Genomic DNA, 16941 nt, shown 5'->3' with positions numbered 1-16941 from the left:
TCCTATTGTCCACGGAATGTGAACGTCCAATACTCATTATCTACAGACAGCTTTGCTGTCCAGTCTTTCTCATATACATCATTCCATACAATCGGCGCTGTTTGTCCGGGAAGCGAAAGTGAGACTTCCCACTCGTCACCGGTGGTCGTCACTAAAATGTTGACCACACAGTCCGCGTAAGGGTCTGCGCCGTTTACAAGTTGCTGGCATATGTCGTCCAATACTTCAACAATCGCCTGATCGTCTGCTTTTCGGTCAGATTTTCTAGGAACGATTGATGTTTTTAAGACTTTGCTGAACGCTATGTAGTTCCAGTCAAAAGTTAATAGCCACGTTTCAAGTGCGGGCATGTCCAGTCCACTTATTTGGGAGTCAATACGCATGCGTTCTGTAGCATCCAGAAGTTTGCGCCGTGCTTCGGGGACATTATTGAGGTCCATGTGCATGAGGATGAGCTGTAGCTCATTTAAAAAGTCATGTCGGGCGAATTTCATCGCATCCCGGACAGTCAACTCCGATTTTTTCAAAATTCTTCACCGCCTGCAGTTTCGTTCTTTACAGTATAGCATTATGGGGGTGTTGTTCGTCAAAAAGTTTGGGTGAATCATTGTTGATTGCCTATATAAGTGAAAACTGGGATGATACTAATTGGTATCCAGATTTTAAAAATAAAAAAAGGACTGCACACTTGGCGCGTGCAGTCCTTTTTGGATTCAATTCTTATGCTTCCTGCACTGCAGGGTACACACTTACTTTTTTCTTGTCGCGGCCAAAACGCTCGAAGCGTACAACGCCGTCAACTTTAGCGAAAAGAGTATCGTCGCCTCCGCGACCTACGTTTTCACCTGGGTGAATTTTCGTTCCGCGCTGGCGGTAAAGAATAGAACCACCAGAAACGAATTGTCCATCGGCACGCTTAGCGCCAAGACGTTTCGATTCGGAGTCACGACCGTTCTTTGTAGAACCTACCCCTTTTTTCGATGCGAAAAACTGAAGATCCAAACGTAACAACATGTGTTCCACCTCCTACTTGGTAAAGGTTATTTTTATAAACTGCGCATAGTCTTGTTCAATCGTCTGCATCGAAACAATCATCGCACGCATAATCACTTGCTGATCATGATCATCTTCCGTCTCCGGTAGAATGACTTTCAGGTATCCACCATCTTCACCTTGTTGGATCGCTGGTGTGATTCCAGTGAGTGTAATAATTGCATTTACTGCGCCAAATGACACGGCAGATGCAGCTGCACACACTAAGTCTTTCCCATGTTCTGCGTAATCGGCATGTCCGCTCATCTCAAAAGAGTTGATACGACCAGATGCTTGTTCCTGTACGGTGATTTGAATCATAACAGCTTACAGGTTGATGCCTTCGATAACAACCTTAGTATAAGGCTGACGATGACCCTGTTTTCTGCTGTAGTTCTTTTTCGGCTTGTATTTGAAGACAGTGATTTTTTTGCCTTTGCCCTGTTTAACGATTTTCGCAGTTACAGAAGCACCTTCCACGAATGGAGCGCCAACTTTCACGTCATCTCCACCTACAAAAAGAACTTTGTCAAATGTTACAGCCTCATCAGCTTCTCCCACCAATTTCTCGATGAAGATCTCCTGACCTTGCTCAACTTTGATTTGCTTTCCACCAGTTTCAATAATTGCGTACATACTTGCACCTCCTCAAATAGTCTTAGACTCGCCTTCCCAGGTGATCCATACGGATACTTGTACCTGGTTCAGTGCGGTTGCAGCACGGGTGCGCTACAAACATAACATTAGAATAATAACATGCACACATCTTTACGTCAAGTTGTTTCTTTTCAATTGCTCATAGATTCTTTGATATCTTCTAAATCGAAATACACTAATGTTCTGCAAGCATAAAAAAACCGCAAGACTTATTAAAAGCGCAGTTTCAGGCAATCCTGTCAGTAACACCGAAATTCCTACGACCAGAAATCCAATCGAGAACAAAAGAAACGCGGTTTGATCGAAATAACGGCTTTCTTCACGTTCTGTCAATGCAAGTAACGCCTGTCCACCATCTAGCGGCAATATCGGAAGTAAATTCACGAGTAGGATCAACAGTTGGATGCGCATCACATCCATGGAACCTGGAAACGTTACCGTCATGGCTACTAAAAGTAACAGAGTCGTTGCAATCGGACCGCCAAGTGCTAGCAGGAGACGTGCCCGACGTGAATAGTCAGCGCGTCCGGCAATTTCTAGTTCCCCGCCATATGGCAGGATTGTTATTGAACGGACGCGCATTCGATTCGCTTTTGCCGCCACTAAATGTCCCGCTTCGTGAAAAAGTAACGAACCGAAAACAATGGCATAAGCAGCGAGTCCGCCCATTACAGCAAGTAAAATGAAGACCGGCAGCAAAATCGGATGCAACCGAAATTTCAAGGACTTACTTCCGAAAAGAACGCCGGTAACAACGTCGAGTCAAGCACAAGTCCATCCCTCTTTACTTTTAAATACATCGTACCTTCTTCCATCACTGCAAGCGTGTCCCCTTTGTTGACAGCGGTATAAGGTAACTTTGCAAACGACCCGACGAATCCATAAGTTACTTCATCGCCATTGTCATACTGTACAGTGAGTGTCTTTCCCGATTGTCTCGTAAATCCTGTAAATACAATAAGACCACTTCCACGAGCCGCTATCGGAAGAGCTTCAGGATAGGACAAAATCACGCCTGATTTATACGGTTGCATCGATTCATACGCAGCAAATGGGTCAACTCCTTCAACCTCACCACTTACTTGGATCATTCCGGATTCCTCAGAGTCAATCATCGAAGCCACCCATTTTTTTACCGCTACAAAATCTTGACCTGTTGAAAGATATTGGGTGACTGGCCGCTCCATTACTCCGAGTTGCTCTAGTTTAGCAACACCGAGAATCGCAATTGTGAATACGAGAGCAAACATCCATTTTGTCTTTTTCCTCACACGTATCCCCCCTTTTTTTCAGTATATGAACCACAACTCCTGAATAGTCGGGACCGCACATCTTTTGTATACAAGGAGGAGAATCGTAAAATTATAAATTCGCATCAAAAAAGTCCTCTGCACCAATTTAGGTACAGAGGACTTTAAATATTATTTTGAAAATAACGATTTCAACTTACCGAAAAATCCTGGTTTACCAGTATCCACTGACATTAGCGGAACAGATTCCCCCAGTATCCTTCGAGCGATATTACGATACCCTAGCGCAGCGGGATTATTTGGATCCATCACAACTGGCTCTCCCTTGTTGGAAGACGAAATAACGTTTTCATCATCAAGCACGATACCAAGCAAATCGATCGACAGATGTGAAGTAATATCATTCACGTCAAGCGTATCTCCTGAATTAATGAGACTTCTTCTAATCCGATTAATAATGAGCTTTGGCGGCTCAATATCTTCTGCCTCAAGCAAACCAATTATCCGGTCCGCATCTCGAACTGCCGAAATTTCCGGAGTCGTCACGACAATCGCACGATCTGCTCCTGCCACTGCGTTCTTGTAACCTTGCTCAATACCCGCAGGACAATCGATCAAAATGTAATCATAGTCCCGTTTTAACTCAGTGATTAAGTCTTTCATCTGTTCTGGCGTGACTGCGTTTTTATCGGTCGTCTGTGCAGCTGGCAATAAGAACAAACGATCCTCGAACCGCTTGTCCTTAACGAGCGCTTGCTGAATTCGACAGCGACCTTCAATAACATCCACTAGATCGTAAATAATACGATTCTCAAGGCCAAGAATTACGTCTAAATTTCTCAATCCAATATCTGTATCGACTAGACAAACTTTCTTACCTTGAAGGGCCAATGCAGTACCCAGGTTTGCCGACGAAGTCGTTTTACCGACTCCACCTTTCCCAGATGTTATAACAATTGCTTCTCCCACATTAGCTCCCCCCTTTAAATGTTGACAAACCAGGCCGCAACAGTCTTAGATCCTGCAAACGGTCAATGGCGATAAAGCCATTCGTGTGCAAGTATGCGCATTCCATTTCAGGATGCTCTGACAAAATTGCGAGCTCATCTGTCATCGTTTCCATTTGGTCCGCAATCATGAGGTGTGTCGCTTCCAACCATGAAGCAGCAATAACCGCTTCACGGTTGCCAGCATTTCCTGCATGCGCTTTCCCTTTCAACCTACCAAGTATATAAATGCTTCCCGCTGCAGAGACATGTCCATTCGGATTCACATCACCAATGACAACCAGATCGCCTTTGGCATGTACTTCCTGACCAGAACGTACAATACCGATATACGTTTCGGACTGTTGTTCTTGTACGCGGCGGTTGCATTCTTCCATCGTAATTACATCGCTTTGAATCTTTGAAACACGTAAATGCCCAGCAGACTGGACAACCTGGATAATCTCTTTTGCTGCCTGGTCACTGCAATAGCGTGAGCCTGTATGGATTTGCACCTCAACAGCGCCTTCTAGACCAGGATCCTGCGCTTTCTTGCCTAACTCTTCCAATAGATCTAAATAGGCGCATTGATCGTCCAACCGCAGGATGAGTCCATCTTTGGTACCTTTAATCGTTACAACTTGCTGTTTCGACACTTGCGTCACCCCGCCCTATGCGAAAATTACATACCGGCTTGCTTCTCTACGACTCGTTTGTAGATCAGGTTTTTGAACAACCATCCAAACAAGATTATGAATATCAAGTTAGCGATCACTGTCGGTACGAGTCTCGCTGTCATAAACACTTCTAAATTGATTGACGTAAGGGCAATCAGACTAGCGAACAAATATGACATCATTTCTAGCAACACGACCATAAATAGAGACAAGAGCATAACAGTCCCGGTAGACCGATGAACTTGACGGATGATCACAAAAGCTAAGAAACAAATTAGCGGATAGAGAAACGTATATATCCCAATAATATCAATGTGATACATATCATACAAGAGGCCAAAGGATAAACCATAGAGAACCGCCTTGCGAAGATCATAATAGGAAGCGATGAATACTAAGTAAACAATGACAAATCTCGGAACGAGTGTATAGCGGACGTCGCCCAGTTCAATTGGTGAAAACAAACTGAAAACCGGCTCCAGAAAAAACAGAACGACAGCAATAAGAGGGATGATGAACCGAGTCATGATCCATCCTCCCCCTCCGTTGCCGACGTTCCAGGGTCATCTGTCCCTTTTACAGTTGCAGACTGTCTTTTTGCGATCATGACATGATCTAGCATTGAGAATTCAGCAGCCGGACGAACGTAGGCCAACTTTGTGAGACCATAATCATCCGTCGAAACCTCAGTTACTTCTCCAATTAAAAGACCCTTCGGAAAAATCCCGCCAAGGCCGGAAGACATTACTTTTTGACCCACTTTCACTTCAAAACTGGAATCGATCCGTTTCATAATCAATTCGCCACGCTCGGGATCGTATCCTTCCATCAGACCAAAAATATCTTTCTTACCAGGAATCATTGCAGACACTCGGAAGTTTTGGTTTTCAGTCGACAGTAATTCGACAGTCGATGTAAAAGGCGTCACGAGGACAACTTTTCCGACAAGCCCATTCGCTGTCAACACAGCCATGTTGCGTTTTATTCCCTGTTTTGCACCTTTGTCGACAATAATTTTCTCTTCCCATTGATCGGGATTCCGTGAAATGACAGTTGCTTGAACAGGATCATACGCTCGTAAATCATCTTTTTTATCGATGATCTTACGTAAACGTTCATTCTCTTCTTTGATATCTGCTAATTCCACTTCTGTTGAAGCATATTCGGTCAGACGGGCTTTCAACGTCTTGTTTTCTTCATATGTATTCAAAATTCCATCAATGTCATCGAAAAATCCGGTAATGGAATGTGCCGGCTTGGAAATTAGAGATTGTCCAAAACCGACGACATCCTTCACCATCTTTTCAGGGAGGTTGGCGCTTTGCCGGTCTTTAAGAGAAAAAGCTATCAATGCCACCAGGACAATTACGCCCACGAGCAGTAAAATCAATCGTTTGTTCGAAAAAAATCGCGGCATTGCCGATATCCTCCCTCAATTATTTCGCTTGCATTTTTTTAATAACGTCAAAATTATCAAGCGCTTTTCCTGTTCCGATTGCGACACAATCCAAAGGATCTTCCGCGATGAACACAGGCATATTCGTTTCATCAGAAATTACCTTGTCCAAATTACGTAATAGCGCACCACCGCCAGTTAAGACGATTCCACGCTCCATCACGTCAGCCGACAATTCTGGAGGTGTTGTTTCCAATGTCTTTTTGACACCGTCGACAATTTGTAACAATGATTCACGCAACGCTTCGACAATTTCATCTTGTGAGATTTCAAGTGTTTTCGGCAGACCTGTCAACAAGTCGCGTCCACGAATTTCCATCTTCTCAGATGTCTCAAGCACGCTAGCAGAACCAATTTCGATTTTGATAGCTTCAGCTGTACGTTCTCCGATTGTTAAGTTATACGTTTTACGGATATAGCTGATGATCGCTGCATCCATCGTATCACCACCGACACGAATCGACTCACTTGTTACGATTCCTCCAAGTGAAATTACCGCAACTTCAGTCGTACCTCCACCGATATCGACAACCATACTACCAGTAGGTTCCCAAACAGGTAGATTGGCACCAATTGCAGCTGCAAAAGGCTCTTCAATCGTGTACGCATCTTTTGCGCCAGCTTGACGAGCTGCGTCAATCACTGCCCGCTGTTCAACTGATGTAATTCCGTATGGCACACAAACCATAACGTTCGGTTTTTTCCATGCGCCACCAGAAGCTTTTGTTGCTTCTTTCATGTAGTGCTCGATCATTGCTGTTGTAATGTCGAAGTCAGCAATAACTCCATCTTTCATTGGGCGTGTTGCAACGATCGAACCTGGCGTACGGCCGATCATATTTTTCGCAGCACTACCAACAGCCACGATTTCATTAGTCATCGTATTTTTCGCAACTACGGATGGTTCCCGTAGAACAATCCCTTTTCCTTTGATGAAAACCAACGTATTGGCGGTGCCGAGGTCAATCCCGACATCTCTCGCTCCTAGTCCAAACAAATTCGTTCTTCCTTTCTGCAGTACCGTTTTATGAGGCTTCTTAAAAGCATACACCATAGTATAACGGAAAGGCGAACAAATTCACAGTGTCACATGTATCCCTTTTCTTTAAGGGAGATAAAGCGCTGGTCTCCAATGATAATATGATCCAAAAGATCGATACCCATTAGCTCTCCCGCTTCTGCAAGTCGTTTGGTCACTTCAATGTCTTCAGGAGACGGTGTTGCGTTGCCTGAAGGATGATTATGCGCTACGACGAGTGACGCAGCAGAGCGTTTCACAGCTTCCCTGAAAATTTCCCGTGGATGAACGATTGAGGAATTTAGGCTACCTATGAAAATAGTTTGTTTGTGCAGTACTTCGTTTTTCACATTCAAAAACAGCACAACAAAATGTTCTTGGGTCAATTTCGACATATCTGTCATCAAGTAGGCCGCGGCATCTTCTGGTGATTTAATAGCGTAGCGTCCGTCTTGCGCAACCGAATAGATCCGTTTACCGAGTTCAGCTGCCGCCAAGATTTGAACCGCTTTAGCGTCTCCCACTCCTTTGACCGCAGTCAACTCTTCAATCGTGACGTCACGTAAATCCTGGATCTTATCAAACTCAGACAAGAGTTTATTTGCAAGGACAAGCACGGATTCTTCACGTGAGCCTGTTCGAAGTAAAATCGCTACAAGCTCTTGGTTCGACAAACTGGATGCCCCTTGACGAGTCATCCGCTCACGCGGTCTGTCTGCGAAATGGATATCACGAATCATTAGCGCATCTTTATAATCCGTCGGCATCAGCGCTCGTCTCCTTTTAACCAGATCAGACCTCTCGAACGCAATGCATCCGCAAGTTCTGAGATTGGTAGACCTACGACGTTATCGTAATCGCCCGTAATTTCTGAGACAAGCAAACCGCCCGCTGTTTGTATGCCGTAGCCACCTGCTTTGTCTAGCGGATCACCAGTTGCTGCATATGCTTGTATGAGTGCGTAATCTAACTTCCGAAATGTCACTTCGGTACTGGATGAAAAACTGGTGAACGCACCATCTCTTAAAAGTGTGACGCCGGTTATGACACTGTGAGTTTGTCCCGAGAGCTCTTGTAAAAACTCCACCGCTTGAGCAGCAGATTTTGGCTTTGGGAACACCTTTCCGTCTAACGCGACCACCGTATCGGCTCCAATTACTAGAGTCCCTGGATGATCTTCATATATAGCGGACGCCTTAATGGACGACAAAGCTCTCGCATAAGTTTCCGGCTTTTCACCATTTTCTATCGGACGTTCATCTGCGTTGCTTGCGTTTACTGTAAACGGAATCCCTAATCTGGCTAATAACTCTTTTCTTCGTGGTGAAGCAGAAGCTAAAATAATGGTTTCATTGGTTTCAAAAAACATACGTAAATGCCCCCTTTGCCACATCATACGACAATGTGATTCAGAAGAAAATTGTGTAGAAAACAGCATAATATGACTTTGGTCTCTTTTTAGCTATCAAAATTCAAGTTTGACACACTTACCTGACTCAGAATAATGAGCTAGCACATGCATTTTAATGATATTAATATCGTCTGTAAATGCAGTGATAGCGGTGATATTACTCGTGAACGTATCTTTTTTCCCTTCACCTACGCTCTGTTTCCTAGTAGCGACCAAATCTTGAATTTCAGAAATTTTAGTAGCACCTAAAACACTCCTCAACAATTCTCCCTCTCCACTGTCGCAAGCTAGTGGGGAGACGTTCACTTGTTTACGGAACACACCCTCTTCTCCTGCAGGATCTGCATCTATTTCAGATAATCCCAAGGCACTCCATACATAAAATTGCCCATTAGCTTGGACTGCAGCGGCTTTGGGTAATTTTTCATCCGCTATAAACGAAGCTGCAGACGTTTTTGATGAAAACACCCCATGTTGTTTCGCATACATAGGTATCGGCGCTCCTGCAGCTGCAGTGTCAGGCTTCGTTTCGTCTTTTTTATCAGTCCCCTGACCGGATGCAGGTCCACTCGCCGGAACGTTAACGTTAGGCGACGCAGCACTTTCAGGTTTCTCAGTTTTTAAAAGGATGAATCCGACAATGGCTACTGCTGCAATCCCGAGCAGCACGCCTTGTCCGAGTGCCAACATAATTGTCATTTTCGTATACTTTTTCTTGAAGTTCATAACAATCCCCCCAGTTTCATTAACCGTACCAAAACGGACATGAAAAAGAACAAGACTCCTGTCGTCTTGTTCAAGAAAATTGTTCGACTTAAGTTAACAGCGACAGATACCATCCGACAAGTAAGTTTCCATAAAAGTAACTGATGACAGCTGCCGCTGCGATAGAAGGTCCAAATGGGATGGGTGTTTTCCCGCCTTGACGCGTCCGACGAAGGTGGATAATCCCTACGATTGAACCGATTAAAGCCGCCAAAAACAGTGTGAACAACGTTAGCTTCGTACCGAGTACAAGTCCGATGACGAAAAATAGTTTAATATCGCCACCACCCATGCCGCCTTTCGACACAATGGCGATAAGCAAGAGCACCAGGAAACCGACTGTTGCGCCTAGAAAACTATCCCACCACGGGGCAAGCGGGCTAACAATACGCAGTAAAGCAATTGAGATTCCAAACGGCAACAAGATTTTATTTGGAATCAACATGTATGCGATGTCTGACACTGTAATGATGACGAGCATCGAGATGAAAAGAAGTACCACTGCAAGTTCAATCGAAAAACCTAAATAATAGAAGGACAGGGCAAATAAAACGCCAGTAACGAGTTCCATTAACGGGTATATCACACTAATTTTCGTTCCGCATCCTCGGCATTTCCCACGTAAAAATACATAAGAAAATACCGGGATCAAATCGATAGCAGTCAGTCGTCTATCGCAAACTGTACAATGAGACGGTGGTGATACGATTGATTCCTTTTTCGGCACACGTAACCCGACTACATTATAAAATGAACCAAATACAAGTCCGTAAATGAAGAAAAAGCTTGTCCAGACAGCCGTCATTCTTCTTCACCTGCGCGAGTTGTTGGGTCTTCTTTCCCTGCTGGCATCGGTGCGTCCAGTTTCGGGACTTCAGGTATTAGTTCTTGGAGATCAGGACGATAGAATGCTTGGAATGAAACGGTTAGTTCAATTAGCTCTTTTTCGGCTGCTGCTTCCCGAATCTCTTCAGGCGTATCCAATTCGATAGATTGTACAATATAGATACGTTCCGTCGCTTCCACTTCACGGATGAATTTATCAACCTCTTCATAAGTAGACGCAGTGAGTTCGACGTCAATTGTCAGTTGTTTAAGGGCAAGCGCAGGATCTTCTGTCCCCGCATCCAGCTGGTCAGAAGATTCTATCGGCACCTCATTGAGTTCATCTTTAGCAAACGCCACATTATTAATTAATGCTTTTGATTTCACTTCAGCTTTTTCTAGTTGGACAAGCAGCAAATCCTCAAGGGGGAGCACAGGGACTTTCCGTTGCAACGGACGGGAACTGTTCGACTGTTCAATCGGTTTTGCAGCTACTTGTCGTTGCAACTCGAAGATGACTTCTCGCTGATCTACGAGCGAATTAACCACCCCTGTATTTTCTTCTTTTGCAGGTGCATATAGCTGGAACCAGCTATAACTGACGAGCAATACAAAGAAAATAACCGCTAGTACAAGAAGGGCAATGTCTTTTTGACGTTTAGTTAGACTCCGCATCGGATCCCTCCTCTTCCGGAACAGGTGATTCACTGTCATCTGTGTTTTCTGACGGTGGAGCGGTTTCGTCAGACGACGATTCACTATCTTCCACAGAATCACCTGGAGCTGGTGGCGCAGCCCCATCAATTAGTTGGCGTCCATCAGTAAAGAAGATCGTGTACGTCGCAAGGTACCGTGGCAACCAATTGTTATTGACGCCCTCTTCCTGATCGATTTCTTCCGCTTCAATCGATTCAATCGAAGCAGACTCAACAAATTCAGAAGACAATATACGAGTTAAATAGTATGCAGCTTCCGTTTTATCATCAAATTGGATTTCCACAGTCGCTTGGTGAGGTGCTGCAAATGCAAACGATCGGAAAAAACCACGTCTCGGAAGTTGTGCGACCAAGTCTTCCAACAATGGAGCTGTTTCATAACGATAGTCTTCAACCCACCGGACACTTGCAGCAAGCTGATCATGAGATTGGGCAGTATCGGAACGGTTCAATCGTTCGGTCAATTCAGATTGCGTGATTTGAAGTTTCACTAATTGGTTGTCCAAACGCTCTGAGTCCGAAGTCACACTCCGTGTAAGCAAAAAGAAAATTAGCCAAAAAAGAAGCGCTGCGCCGAGAAACGCAAGCGCGACGTAAAGGAGGACAGAGCGCTCCTTCTCCTTTTCTGGCAATAGATTAATGTCTACTAGCATGGTGCACCTCTTTCAGCGCCAATCCGATCGTCCGATTGAACGACGCAGGAACTATCCCGCCATCTGTGAAATTAAGTGGTTCTGGTAAAAGAGGCCCCGCGACCACATTTAAACGGTCGGATACTTGCTTCAGCAATTCATCCAACTCCGCGTACTCCCCATTGACAAGCAAATGTGTAATCGTCGCTCCGCCATTCCACATATTGTAGCGATAGAAATTGACGAGTTTTTCAAGCTCCTGAACAATTGCACGCGGAGACAGCGTTTTGGAGTCCGTTGACAATTCAGTTACCGAAACATCGAGTTCCGTAGCATTTTCTAAATCGACTGGACGCATAAACTGCGGATAATGTTGATGGAAAATCGAAACGACAAGCTTTCCTGCAGTTAAATCTGCTAACAGAACATGCTCGTCCCCTGTAAATTGGTGCTTGTCATGCGCCAATCGATATAGTGCAAGCGGTGCAATATCCGCGACAAGAGGTTCGAATTTCGCATCCGCTAACGCCGTTTCGTATCCATTGAGGACACTCTCTTTCGAGGCAATCAAAATCGCTTCATGGGTATCTTCATTAGGTAGGTATGGCACAACGTCAAAAACCGGATCATCGAACGGCAAATAGATCGACGACCCGATTTCTATGAAAAAGTGCCCTTTTAATTCATCTTCAAGTACATCTTCCGGGTACGTCACTTTCCGGATCATTACATATGTATCGGGCGCAAGAAACTGGACACTGCGTTTCGCAATGCCCCATTCCTTCGCAAGCCCGTCGAGCACAGTTGCCAATCCAGCAACATCCACCACTCGTCCGTCGTGTACAGTGTTCGCTAGAAGAGGAATTTCTACTGCTTCTTCGACCGTTAACGGGTCCCCCGCTTTCAGCTTTACGTAGCGGACGGCGTCTTCTTCAATTGTAAGTGAGATGGGCCGCTTTGGGCGGGAGAATGGAAATGGCATGGGTTAGCTCCTTACTTACTTATTTATTGAATTGAAATAACGTCTAAATTTTTATCTTGTAAATCTTTCTTAGTTGCTTCTTTACTTGCTTTAGTTGCCACTGTTTTGTTACCAGCTTTTCCTGAAAAAGTTATAGTTAATGTGTTATCTGTTTTTTTAGTAACCACTGCCTCGGTCAAACTACTCTTTTGTAGATACTGAGTTTCTAACCCATCATTTTTGCCTTGAGCAGACTCTTTTAAAGAAATTGATGTTTTATCAGGATTTTCAGCAAAGTATAAGTTAGCAGCCTCAATTGCATTTGTTGCATCCGCTAATACTGCTTTTTCACGAGAGTTTTGAATTATATTACCAATCGACGGCACAGCAATCGCTGCGATGATACCCAAAATAACAATAACTGCGAGTAGCTCGACGAGTGTCAAACCTTTTTCATTTTTCAACTTCTTCTGTAAAAACTTTTTCATTTGTTCTCCTCCTTAGTGTACGTGCTTTCTAACATACTGTCAGTATACCAAAAGTTCTGGTTGTGTGGAACTATTTTTCTAGTAATTAATGAAATTTTAATGGACTTTAAGGTTTACTTGTTACAAATTATCTATCTCGTTAAATAGGCTGAACATCGGCAATAAAATTGCGAGGACAATAGTCCCGACTAATCCTGCCAGCAGTACAATCATTATTGGCTCGATTAGGGCTTTGAGTCTTTCAGTAGATGCATCGACTTCACTTTCATAGAAATCCGCAACTTTCGCAAGCATGGCATCCAAAGAACCTGTTTGTTCTCCGATTGCAATCATATGGGGAATAAGTGGAGGAAACGCCCAGTGCCCTTCCATCGGCTCGGTAAGTGACCCGCCCCGTTCCAATGATTCTCGTGACTTTACAAGTACTTTCTTAACGACTTCATTTTCAATCACTTTTTCTGTCATCGAAATGGATTGCAGAATAGGTACTGAACTCGAAAATAGCGAACTCAGCGTTCGAGTTAACGTAGCCAAAACTGATTTCTTCACAATGTCTCCGAATATCGGCAGCCGAAGTAATACCGTATCCAACATCATCTTTCCTGCCGGGTTATTTCGAATTAGATAAAACGCAATTGCAATCGCCGCAATGGTCATGACAATCACATACCAATAAGACAATGCAAAATCACTTGCGCTCATGACAAAACGTGTGAGCAACGGTAATTCTCCACCTACACTGGCGAACAAATCCACGAACATCGGTACGACAAATGTCAGTAAAAAAATGACAACTCCAACCGCTACAATCCCAACTACAACTGGGTATGAAAGTGCAGACAACACTTTTTGCCGTGTCTTGTAAGCTTTTTCATAGTGAATCGCAAGCCGATCCAGTGCATCATCCAATGTACCTGACAGCTCACCGGCTTTGATCATATTCACCACGAGTGGTTCGAACGCTTTCGGATGCTTTGCAAATGAGTCGGATAAGGAACCGCCTGTCCGTAAGTCTTCATTAACTTCTGTCAGAATCTTTTTGAACTGCTTCCCTTCTACTTGGAGAGCTAAGATTCGAATCGCTTCAACGATTGTTACACCTGCACGTAGCAACGTAGAAAACTGTCGCAAAAACATGATGAAGTGCTGGCGTTTCACTGGTTTTCCGATATGAATCTCTTTTGTTAGCGTAGTTTCCTCTTGCTCCGTTAAATTTTTCACACGGATTCCTTCGCGCTTTAATTTTAACGCAGCATCTCTTTTATTATCAGCAACTATTACACCTGAACGGACAGACTTAGCGTCTCGTCCATCATATTTAAAACGAGCCACAATTATGATTCCTCCTGCAAGTAAGGCTCCGCGGTATCATAACTAATGATTCCACCATCCAATAACTCTTTAACAGATGCATTCATCATGTGCATCCCTGCAGCCCGATTTGTTTGAATGACGTTGGGGATCTGATGTACCTTCTCCGAGCGAATTAAATTGGCGATTGCTGCATTTTTAATCATTAACTCCGTCGCCGCACGTCTACCTGAACGATCTTTAGTCGGCAACAATCTTTGAGATAAAACCGCTGTCAACACTCCTGCCAGCTGAACGCGAATTTGCGCTTGTTGACCATGTGGAAAGACATCGATAATTCGGTCAATCGTCGATGCAGCACTCCACGTATGGAGCGTTGCAAGTACAAGGTGTCCAGTTTCAGCAGCAGTAATCGCAGTTGAAATCGTCTCTAAATCTCGCATCTCCCCAACTAAAATGACATCAGGGTCTTGACGCAATGCAGCCCGTAAGCCATCTGCGAATGAATCCGTATCAAAACCGACTTCTCTCTGGTCTACGATACTTGAACCATGACTATGCATATACTCGATCGGGTCTTCCAGCGTCAAAATGTGCTTTCTTGATGTCTGATTCAAATAATCAATCATCGATGCTAACGTTGTGGACTTACCCGATCCCGTCGGTCCAGTCACAAGGATCAATCCTTGTTTTGTGTCTGCCAGAGATTTTAAAATGCCAGGCATTTGCAGGGACTCAATTGTTGGGATATCTGTCGGAATCGTACGAAATGCAAGAGACGTTACCCCACGCTGTTGAAATGCATTGACACGGAATCGGGCAATATTTGGTAATTCATATGAAAAGTCAATCTGACCTTGTTCCTTAAATGCAGTGAATAATTTATCAGGGACTGTCGCTTCAGCAACTCCCATCGTAAACTGTTCATCTATCGGCTCACTCCCGAAACGTTTCAAATCTCCGTTAATCCGAAAGACTGGTGGAGAATCTATCGTCATGTGAATGTCAGAAGCATGAAGCTCAACTGCCTTCGTCAATAAATCATCAATCTGTTGTTTCATCATGAAATCCCCTCCTTATTCAGGCAACGCAACACGAAGTACTTCTTCCGTCGTTGTCAGTCCTTGCTTCACTTTTTCCAGTCCATCATCGATTAAAAAGACCGTTCCACTGTTGACCGCAGCTTCACGCATTTTAGCAGGCGTCGCATTACTGTTAATCAATTCTCGCATCGCATCGTCGATCAGCAACACTTCGTGAATTGCAACCCGCCCTCTATACCCAGTCATGTTACAAGATGCACAGCCTGATCCACGGTTTATTTCATTAATTGCTAACCCGCGTTTCGCAAAAATCTCTTGTTCTCGTGTCGTCGCCGGCATTTTCTTTCCACAGTCTCTGCACACTTTTCGAATGAGACGTTGCGCAACAACCGCGTTGAGTGACGCTGTGACAAGAAACGGTTCAACACCCATATCGAGCAACCGAGTGATGGATGCGACAGAATCGTTCGTGTGAATCGTACTAAGAACTAAGTGTCCAGTTAACGATGCCCTTATCGCAATCTCGACTGTATCTCGATCTCGAATCTCACCAACCATGACGATGTCGGGATCTTGGCGTAATATCGAGCGTAAACCAGTAGCAAACGTTAATCCTACATTTTGATTAACCTGGATTTGATTGACACCAGAAAGTTGATACTCAACTGGGTCCTCAACCGTAATAATATTGACTTCTTCGCTATTCAATTTGTTGAGCGCTGCATATAACGTCGACGACTTACCAGACCCAGTGGGTCCAGAAATCAAAACAATGCCGTTTGGGCGATTAATTTCCGCCAAAAATCGTTCCAAGTTTAGCGGATTGAAGCCCAGTTTTTTCAAGTCACTTAGTGAACTACTTAAATCCAAAATCCGCATTACAATTTTTTCTCCGAAAATAGTAGGTAATGTTGACACCCGTAAATCGATTGGACGAAAATCGATGGTCGTCTTAATCCGTCCATCTTGAGGCAAACGCTGTTCGGTAATATCCAAATTAGCAAGAATCTTGATCCTAGCCGTTAACATCCCTTGCATGTGCTTAGGGAGGACTCGTTCCGTTTTCAACATGCCGTCTAATCGGTAGCGGATTACGAGTTCGTTTTCTTGGGGATCCAAATGGATATCGCTCGCCTTTTGAGCGACGGCAGATACCATCAACTGGTTCACCAATCGAACAACAGGTGAATCGAGGTCTGTCAGTTCTTCCTGCTGCTTCGTTTCTTCGGGTTGATCAATGAAAATATCTTCGAATGATTCGTCTTCATAGTACTTAGAAATCGTCCGTAAAATATCGTCTTTAGAAGCGATTGCTGTTTCAATATGAAAGCCAGTAGACAATCGCAAATCCTCAATCGTCAAATAGTCCATTGGATCACTCATCGCTACAAATAACCGATCGCCATCCGCTTTCAATGGAACAAGTAAGTTCCGCTTAGCGAAATCCTTGGGTACAATGTTAAACAATTTTGGATCAAACGGATAACGGAACAAATTGATATGAGGAATCCCAAGTTGAAATTCCAATACTTCTATTAGTTGTTGTTCTGTAATGTATCCTCGCGCAAGCAATGCATCACCGAGACGCTGGTCCCTTGGCTTTTCGGCTAATGCCATGTCGAGCTGAGCATATGTAATCAGTCCAGACTCAACTAATAAATCCCCTAACCGTTTTCGTGGTGCTGCCATTGAAAATCCCCCTCCAAACCGGGT

The 16941-nt window shown here is 44.1% G+C and carries 22 protein-coding genes and 1 other annotated feature; all 22 genes read right to left on the bottom strand.

All coding sequences use genetic code 11. The features are described 5' to 3' along the window. Positions 1-2: 2 nt before the first annotated feature. The 22 genes from ACR65F_RS05345 to ACR65F_RS05240 all read right to left on the bottom strand — a co-directional run bounded on the left by ACR65F_RS05345 (position 3) and on the right by ACR65F_RS05240 (position 16917). Positions 3-527, bottom strand: coding sequence for a Spo0B domain-containing protein (locus ACR65F_RS05345; RefSeq protein ID WP_440503545.1), 525 nt, complete (start codon positions 525-527; stop codon positions 3-5). Between the two features lie 193 nt (positions 528-720). Continuing rightward, entirely contained in the window at positions 721-1011 is a 291-nt protein-coding gene (gene rpmA / locus ACR65F_RS05340) for a 50S ribosomal protein L27 (protein ID WP_025783524.1), read from the bottom strand. A 15-nt stretch (positions 1012-1026) separates the two neighbouring features. Continuing rightward, a complete protein-coding gene (locus ACR65F_RS05335; RefSeq protein WP_440503544.1) occupies positions 1027-1353 on the bottom strand; it encodes a ribosomal-processing cysteine protease Prp in 327 nt (108 codons plus the stop codon). Positions 1354-1359: 6 nt separating this feature from the next. Then, complete coding sequence (gene rplU / locus ACR65F_RS05330) at positions 1360-1668, bottom strand: 50S ribosomal protein L21 (RefSeq protein ID WP_025783522.1); 309 nt, start codon at positions 1666-1668, stop codon at positions 1360-1362. 14 nt (positions 1669-1682) lie between these two features. Next, positions 1683-1757, bottom strand: a sequence feature (ribosomal protein L21 leader region). Positions 1758-1800: 43 nt separating this feature from the next. Then, positions 1801-2412 (bottom strand): site-2 protease family protein, encoded by a 612-nt coding sequence (locus ACR65F_RS05325; protein ID WP_440503543.1) that lies wholly within the window; start codon positions 2410-2412, stop codon positions 1801-1803. Beyond that, positions 2409-2960, bottom strand: a complete 552-nt coding sequence (locus tag ACR65F_RS05320) for a hypothetical protein (protein WP_440503542.1) — start codon at positions 2958-2960, stop codon at positions 2409-2411. Before ACR65F_RS05320 ends, ACR65F_RS05325 begins: the two co-directional genes overlap by 4 nt. Before the next feature lie 150 nt (positions 2961-3110). Then, entirely contained in the window at positions 3111-3908 is a 798-nt protein-coding gene (gene minD, locus ACR65F_RS05315; RefSeq protein ID WP_440503541.1) for a septum site-determining protein MinD, read from the bottom strand. 1 nt (position 3909) lies between these two features. Continuing rightward, positions 3910-4581 (bottom strand): septum site-determining protein MinC, encoded by a 672-nt coding sequence (locus ACR65F_RS05310; protein ID WP_440503540.1) that lies wholly within the window; start codon positions 4579-4581, stop codon positions 3910-3912. Positions 4582-4607: 26 nt separating this feature from the next. Next, complete coding sequence (mreD, locus tag ACR65F_RS05305; protein WP_039043032.1) at positions 4608-5129, bottom strand: rod shape-determining protein MreD; 522 nt, start codon at positions 5127-5129, stop codon at positions 4608-4610. Continuing rightward, positions 5126-6019 carry a rod shape-determining protein MreC gene (mreC, locus tag ACR65F_RS05300; RefSeq protein ID WP_440503539.1) on the bottom strand — a complete coding sequence of 298 codons (894 nt, stop codon included), beginning with the start codon at positions 6017-6019 and terminating at the stop codon, positions 5126-5128. The genes mreD and mreC overlap by 4 nt, the downstream gene beginning before the upstream one ends. A 19-nt stretch (positions 6020-6038) precedes the next feature. After that, the gene (locus ACR65F_RS05295) at positions 6039-7055 is read right to left on the bottom strand and encodes a rod shape-determining protein (protein WP_025783515.1); all 1017 of its coding nucleotides are present in this window, start codon (positions 7053-7055) and stop codon (positions 6039-6041) included. Positions 7056-7144: 89 nt separating this feature from the next. Beyond that, on the bottom strand, positions 7145-7843 hold the full coding sequence (gene radC / locus ACR65F_RS05290) for a RadC family protein (protein ID WP_039043034.1): 699 nt from the start codon (positions 7841-7843) through the stop codon (positions 7145-7147). Beyond that, entirely contained in the window at positions 7843-8445 is a 603-nt protein-coding gene (locus ACR65F_RS05285) for a Maf family protein (RefSeq protein ID WP_440503538.1), read from the bottom strand. The genes radC and ACR65F_RS05285 overlap by 1 nt, the downstream gene beginning before the upstream one ends. Before the next feature lie 96 nt (positions 8446-8541). Then, entirely contained in the window at positions 8542-9213 is a 672-nt protein-coding gene (locus ACR65F_RS05280; RefSeq protein ID WP_440503537.1) for a hypothetical protein, read from the bottom strand. Positions 9214-9301: 88 nt separating this feature from the next. Continuing rightward, on the bottom strand, positions 9302-10057 hold the full coding sequence (locus ACR65F_RS05275; RefSeq protein ID WP_440503536.1) for a prepilin peptidase: 756 nt from the start codon (positions 10055-10057) through the stop codon (positions 9302-9304). Continuing rightward, positions 10054-10752, bottom strand: coding sequence for a hypothetical protein (locus ACR65F_RS05270; protein ID WP_440503535.1), 699 nt, complete (start codon positions 10750-10752; stop codon positions 10054-10056). The genes ACR65F_RS05275 and ACR65F_RS05270 overlap by 4 nt, the downstream gene beginning before the upstream one ends. After that, positions 10736-11446 (bottom strand): PilN domain-containing protein, encoded by a 711-nt coding sequence (locus ACR65F_RS05265; RefSeq protein WP_440503534.1) that lies wholly within the window; start codon positions 11444-11446, stop codon positions 10736-10738. The genes ACR65F_RS05270 and ACR65F_RS05265 overlap by 17 nt, the downstream gene beginning before the upstream one ends. Beyond that, entirely contained in the window at positions 11430-12407 is a 978-nt protein-coding gene (gene pilM / locus ACR65F_RS05260; RefSeq protein WP_440503533.1) for a type IV pilus biogenesis protein PilM, read from the bottom strand. The genes ACR65F_RS05265 and pilM overlap by 17 nt, the downstream gene beginning before the upstream one ends. A 23-nt stretch (positions 12408-12430) precedes the next feature. Next, positions 12431-12874, bottom strand: a complete 444-nt coding sequence (locus ACR65F_RS05255) for a prepilin-type N-terminal cleavage/methylation domain-containing protein (RefSeq protein ID WP_440503532.1) — start codon at positions 12872-12874, stop codon at positions 12431-12433. 120 nt (positions 12875-12994) lie between these two features. Beyond that, positions 12995-14206 (bottom strand): type II secretion system F family protein, encoded by a 1212-nt coding sequence (locus ACR65F_RS05250; RefSeq protein ID WP_440503531.1) that lies wholly within the window; start codon positions 14204-14206, stop codon positions 12995-12997. Between the two features lie 2 nt (positions 14207-14208). Further along, complete coding sequence (locus tag ACR65F_RS05245; protein WP_440503691.1) at positions 14209-15246, bottom strand: type IV pilus twitching motility protein PilT; 1038 nt, start codon at positions 15244-15246, stop codon at positions 14209-14211. A gap of 15 nt (positions 15247-15261) precedes the next feature. After that, on the bottom strand, positions 15262-16917 hold the full coding sequence (locus tag ACR65F_RS05240) for a GspE/PulE family protein (protein WP_440503530.1): 1656 nt from the start codon (positions 16915-16917) through the stop codon (positions 15262-15264). Positions 16918-16941: the final 24 nt, after the last annotated feature.

Source organism: Sporosarcina sp. SAFN-010 (assembly GCF_059415065.1).
This window is presented reverse-complemented; position numbering and strand designations above follow the sequence as displayed.

Excerpts from the sequence above, each read along its gene's own strand:
- ACR65F_RS05335 (WP_440503544.1), bottom strand. The coding sequence starts at position 1,353 with ATGATTCAAATCACCGTACAGGAACAAGCATCTGGTCGTATCAACTCT.
- rplU (WP_025783522.1), bottom strand. The coding sequence starts at position 1,668 with ATGTACGCAATTATTGAAACTGGTGGAAAGCAAATCAAAGTTGAGCAA.
- mreD (WP_039043032.1), bottom strand. The coding sequence starts at position 5,129 with ATGACTCGGTTCATCATCCCTCTTATTGCTGTCGTTCTGTTTTTTCTG.
- mreC (WP_440503539.1), bottom strand. The coding sequence starts at position 6,019 with ATGCCGCGATTTTTTTCGAACAAACGATTGATTTTACTGCTCGTGGGC.
- radC (WP_039043034.1), bottom strand. The coding sequence starts at position 7,843 with ATGCCGACGGATTATAAAGATGCGCTAATGATTCGTGATATCCATTTC.
- ACR65F_RS05285 (WP_440503538.1), bottom strand. The coding sequence starts at position 8,445 with ATGTTTTTTGAAACCAATGAAACCATTATTTTAGCTTCTGCTTCACCA.
- ACR65F_RS05280 (WP_440503537.1), bottom strand. The coding sequence starts at position 9,213 with ATGAACTTCAAGAAAAAGTATACGAAAATGACAATTATGTTGGCACTC.
- ACR65F_RS05275 (WP_440503536.1), bottom strand. The coding sequence starts at position 10,057 with ATGACGGCTGTCTGGACAAGCTTTTTCTTCATTTACGGACTTGTATTT.
- ACR65F_RS05270 (WP_440503535.1), bottom strand. The coding sequence starts at position 10,752 with ATGCGGAGTCTAACTAAACGTCAAAAAGACATTGCCCTTCTTGTACTA.
- ACR65F_RS05265 (WP_440503534.1), bottom strand. The coding sequence starts at position 11,446 with ATGCTAGTAGACATTAATCTATTGCCAGAAAAGGAGAAGGAGCGCTCT.
- pilM (WP_440503533.1), bottom strand. The coding sequence starts at position 12,407 with ATGCCATTTCCATTCTCCCGCCCAAAGCGGCCCATCTCACTTACAATT.
- ACR65F_RS05255 (WP_440503532.1), bottom strand. The coding sequence starts at position 12,874 with ATGAAAAAGTTTTTACAGAAGAAGTTGAAAAATGAAAAAGGTTTGACA.
- ACR65F_RS05245 (WP_440503691.1), bottom strand. The coding sequence starts at position 15,246 with ATGAAACAACAGATTGATGATTTATTGACGAAGGCAGTTGAGCTTCAT.
- ACR65F_RS05240 (WP_440503530.1), bottom strand. The coding sequence starts at position 16,917 with ATGGCAGCACCACGAAAACGGTTAGGGGATTTATTAGTTGAGTCTGGA.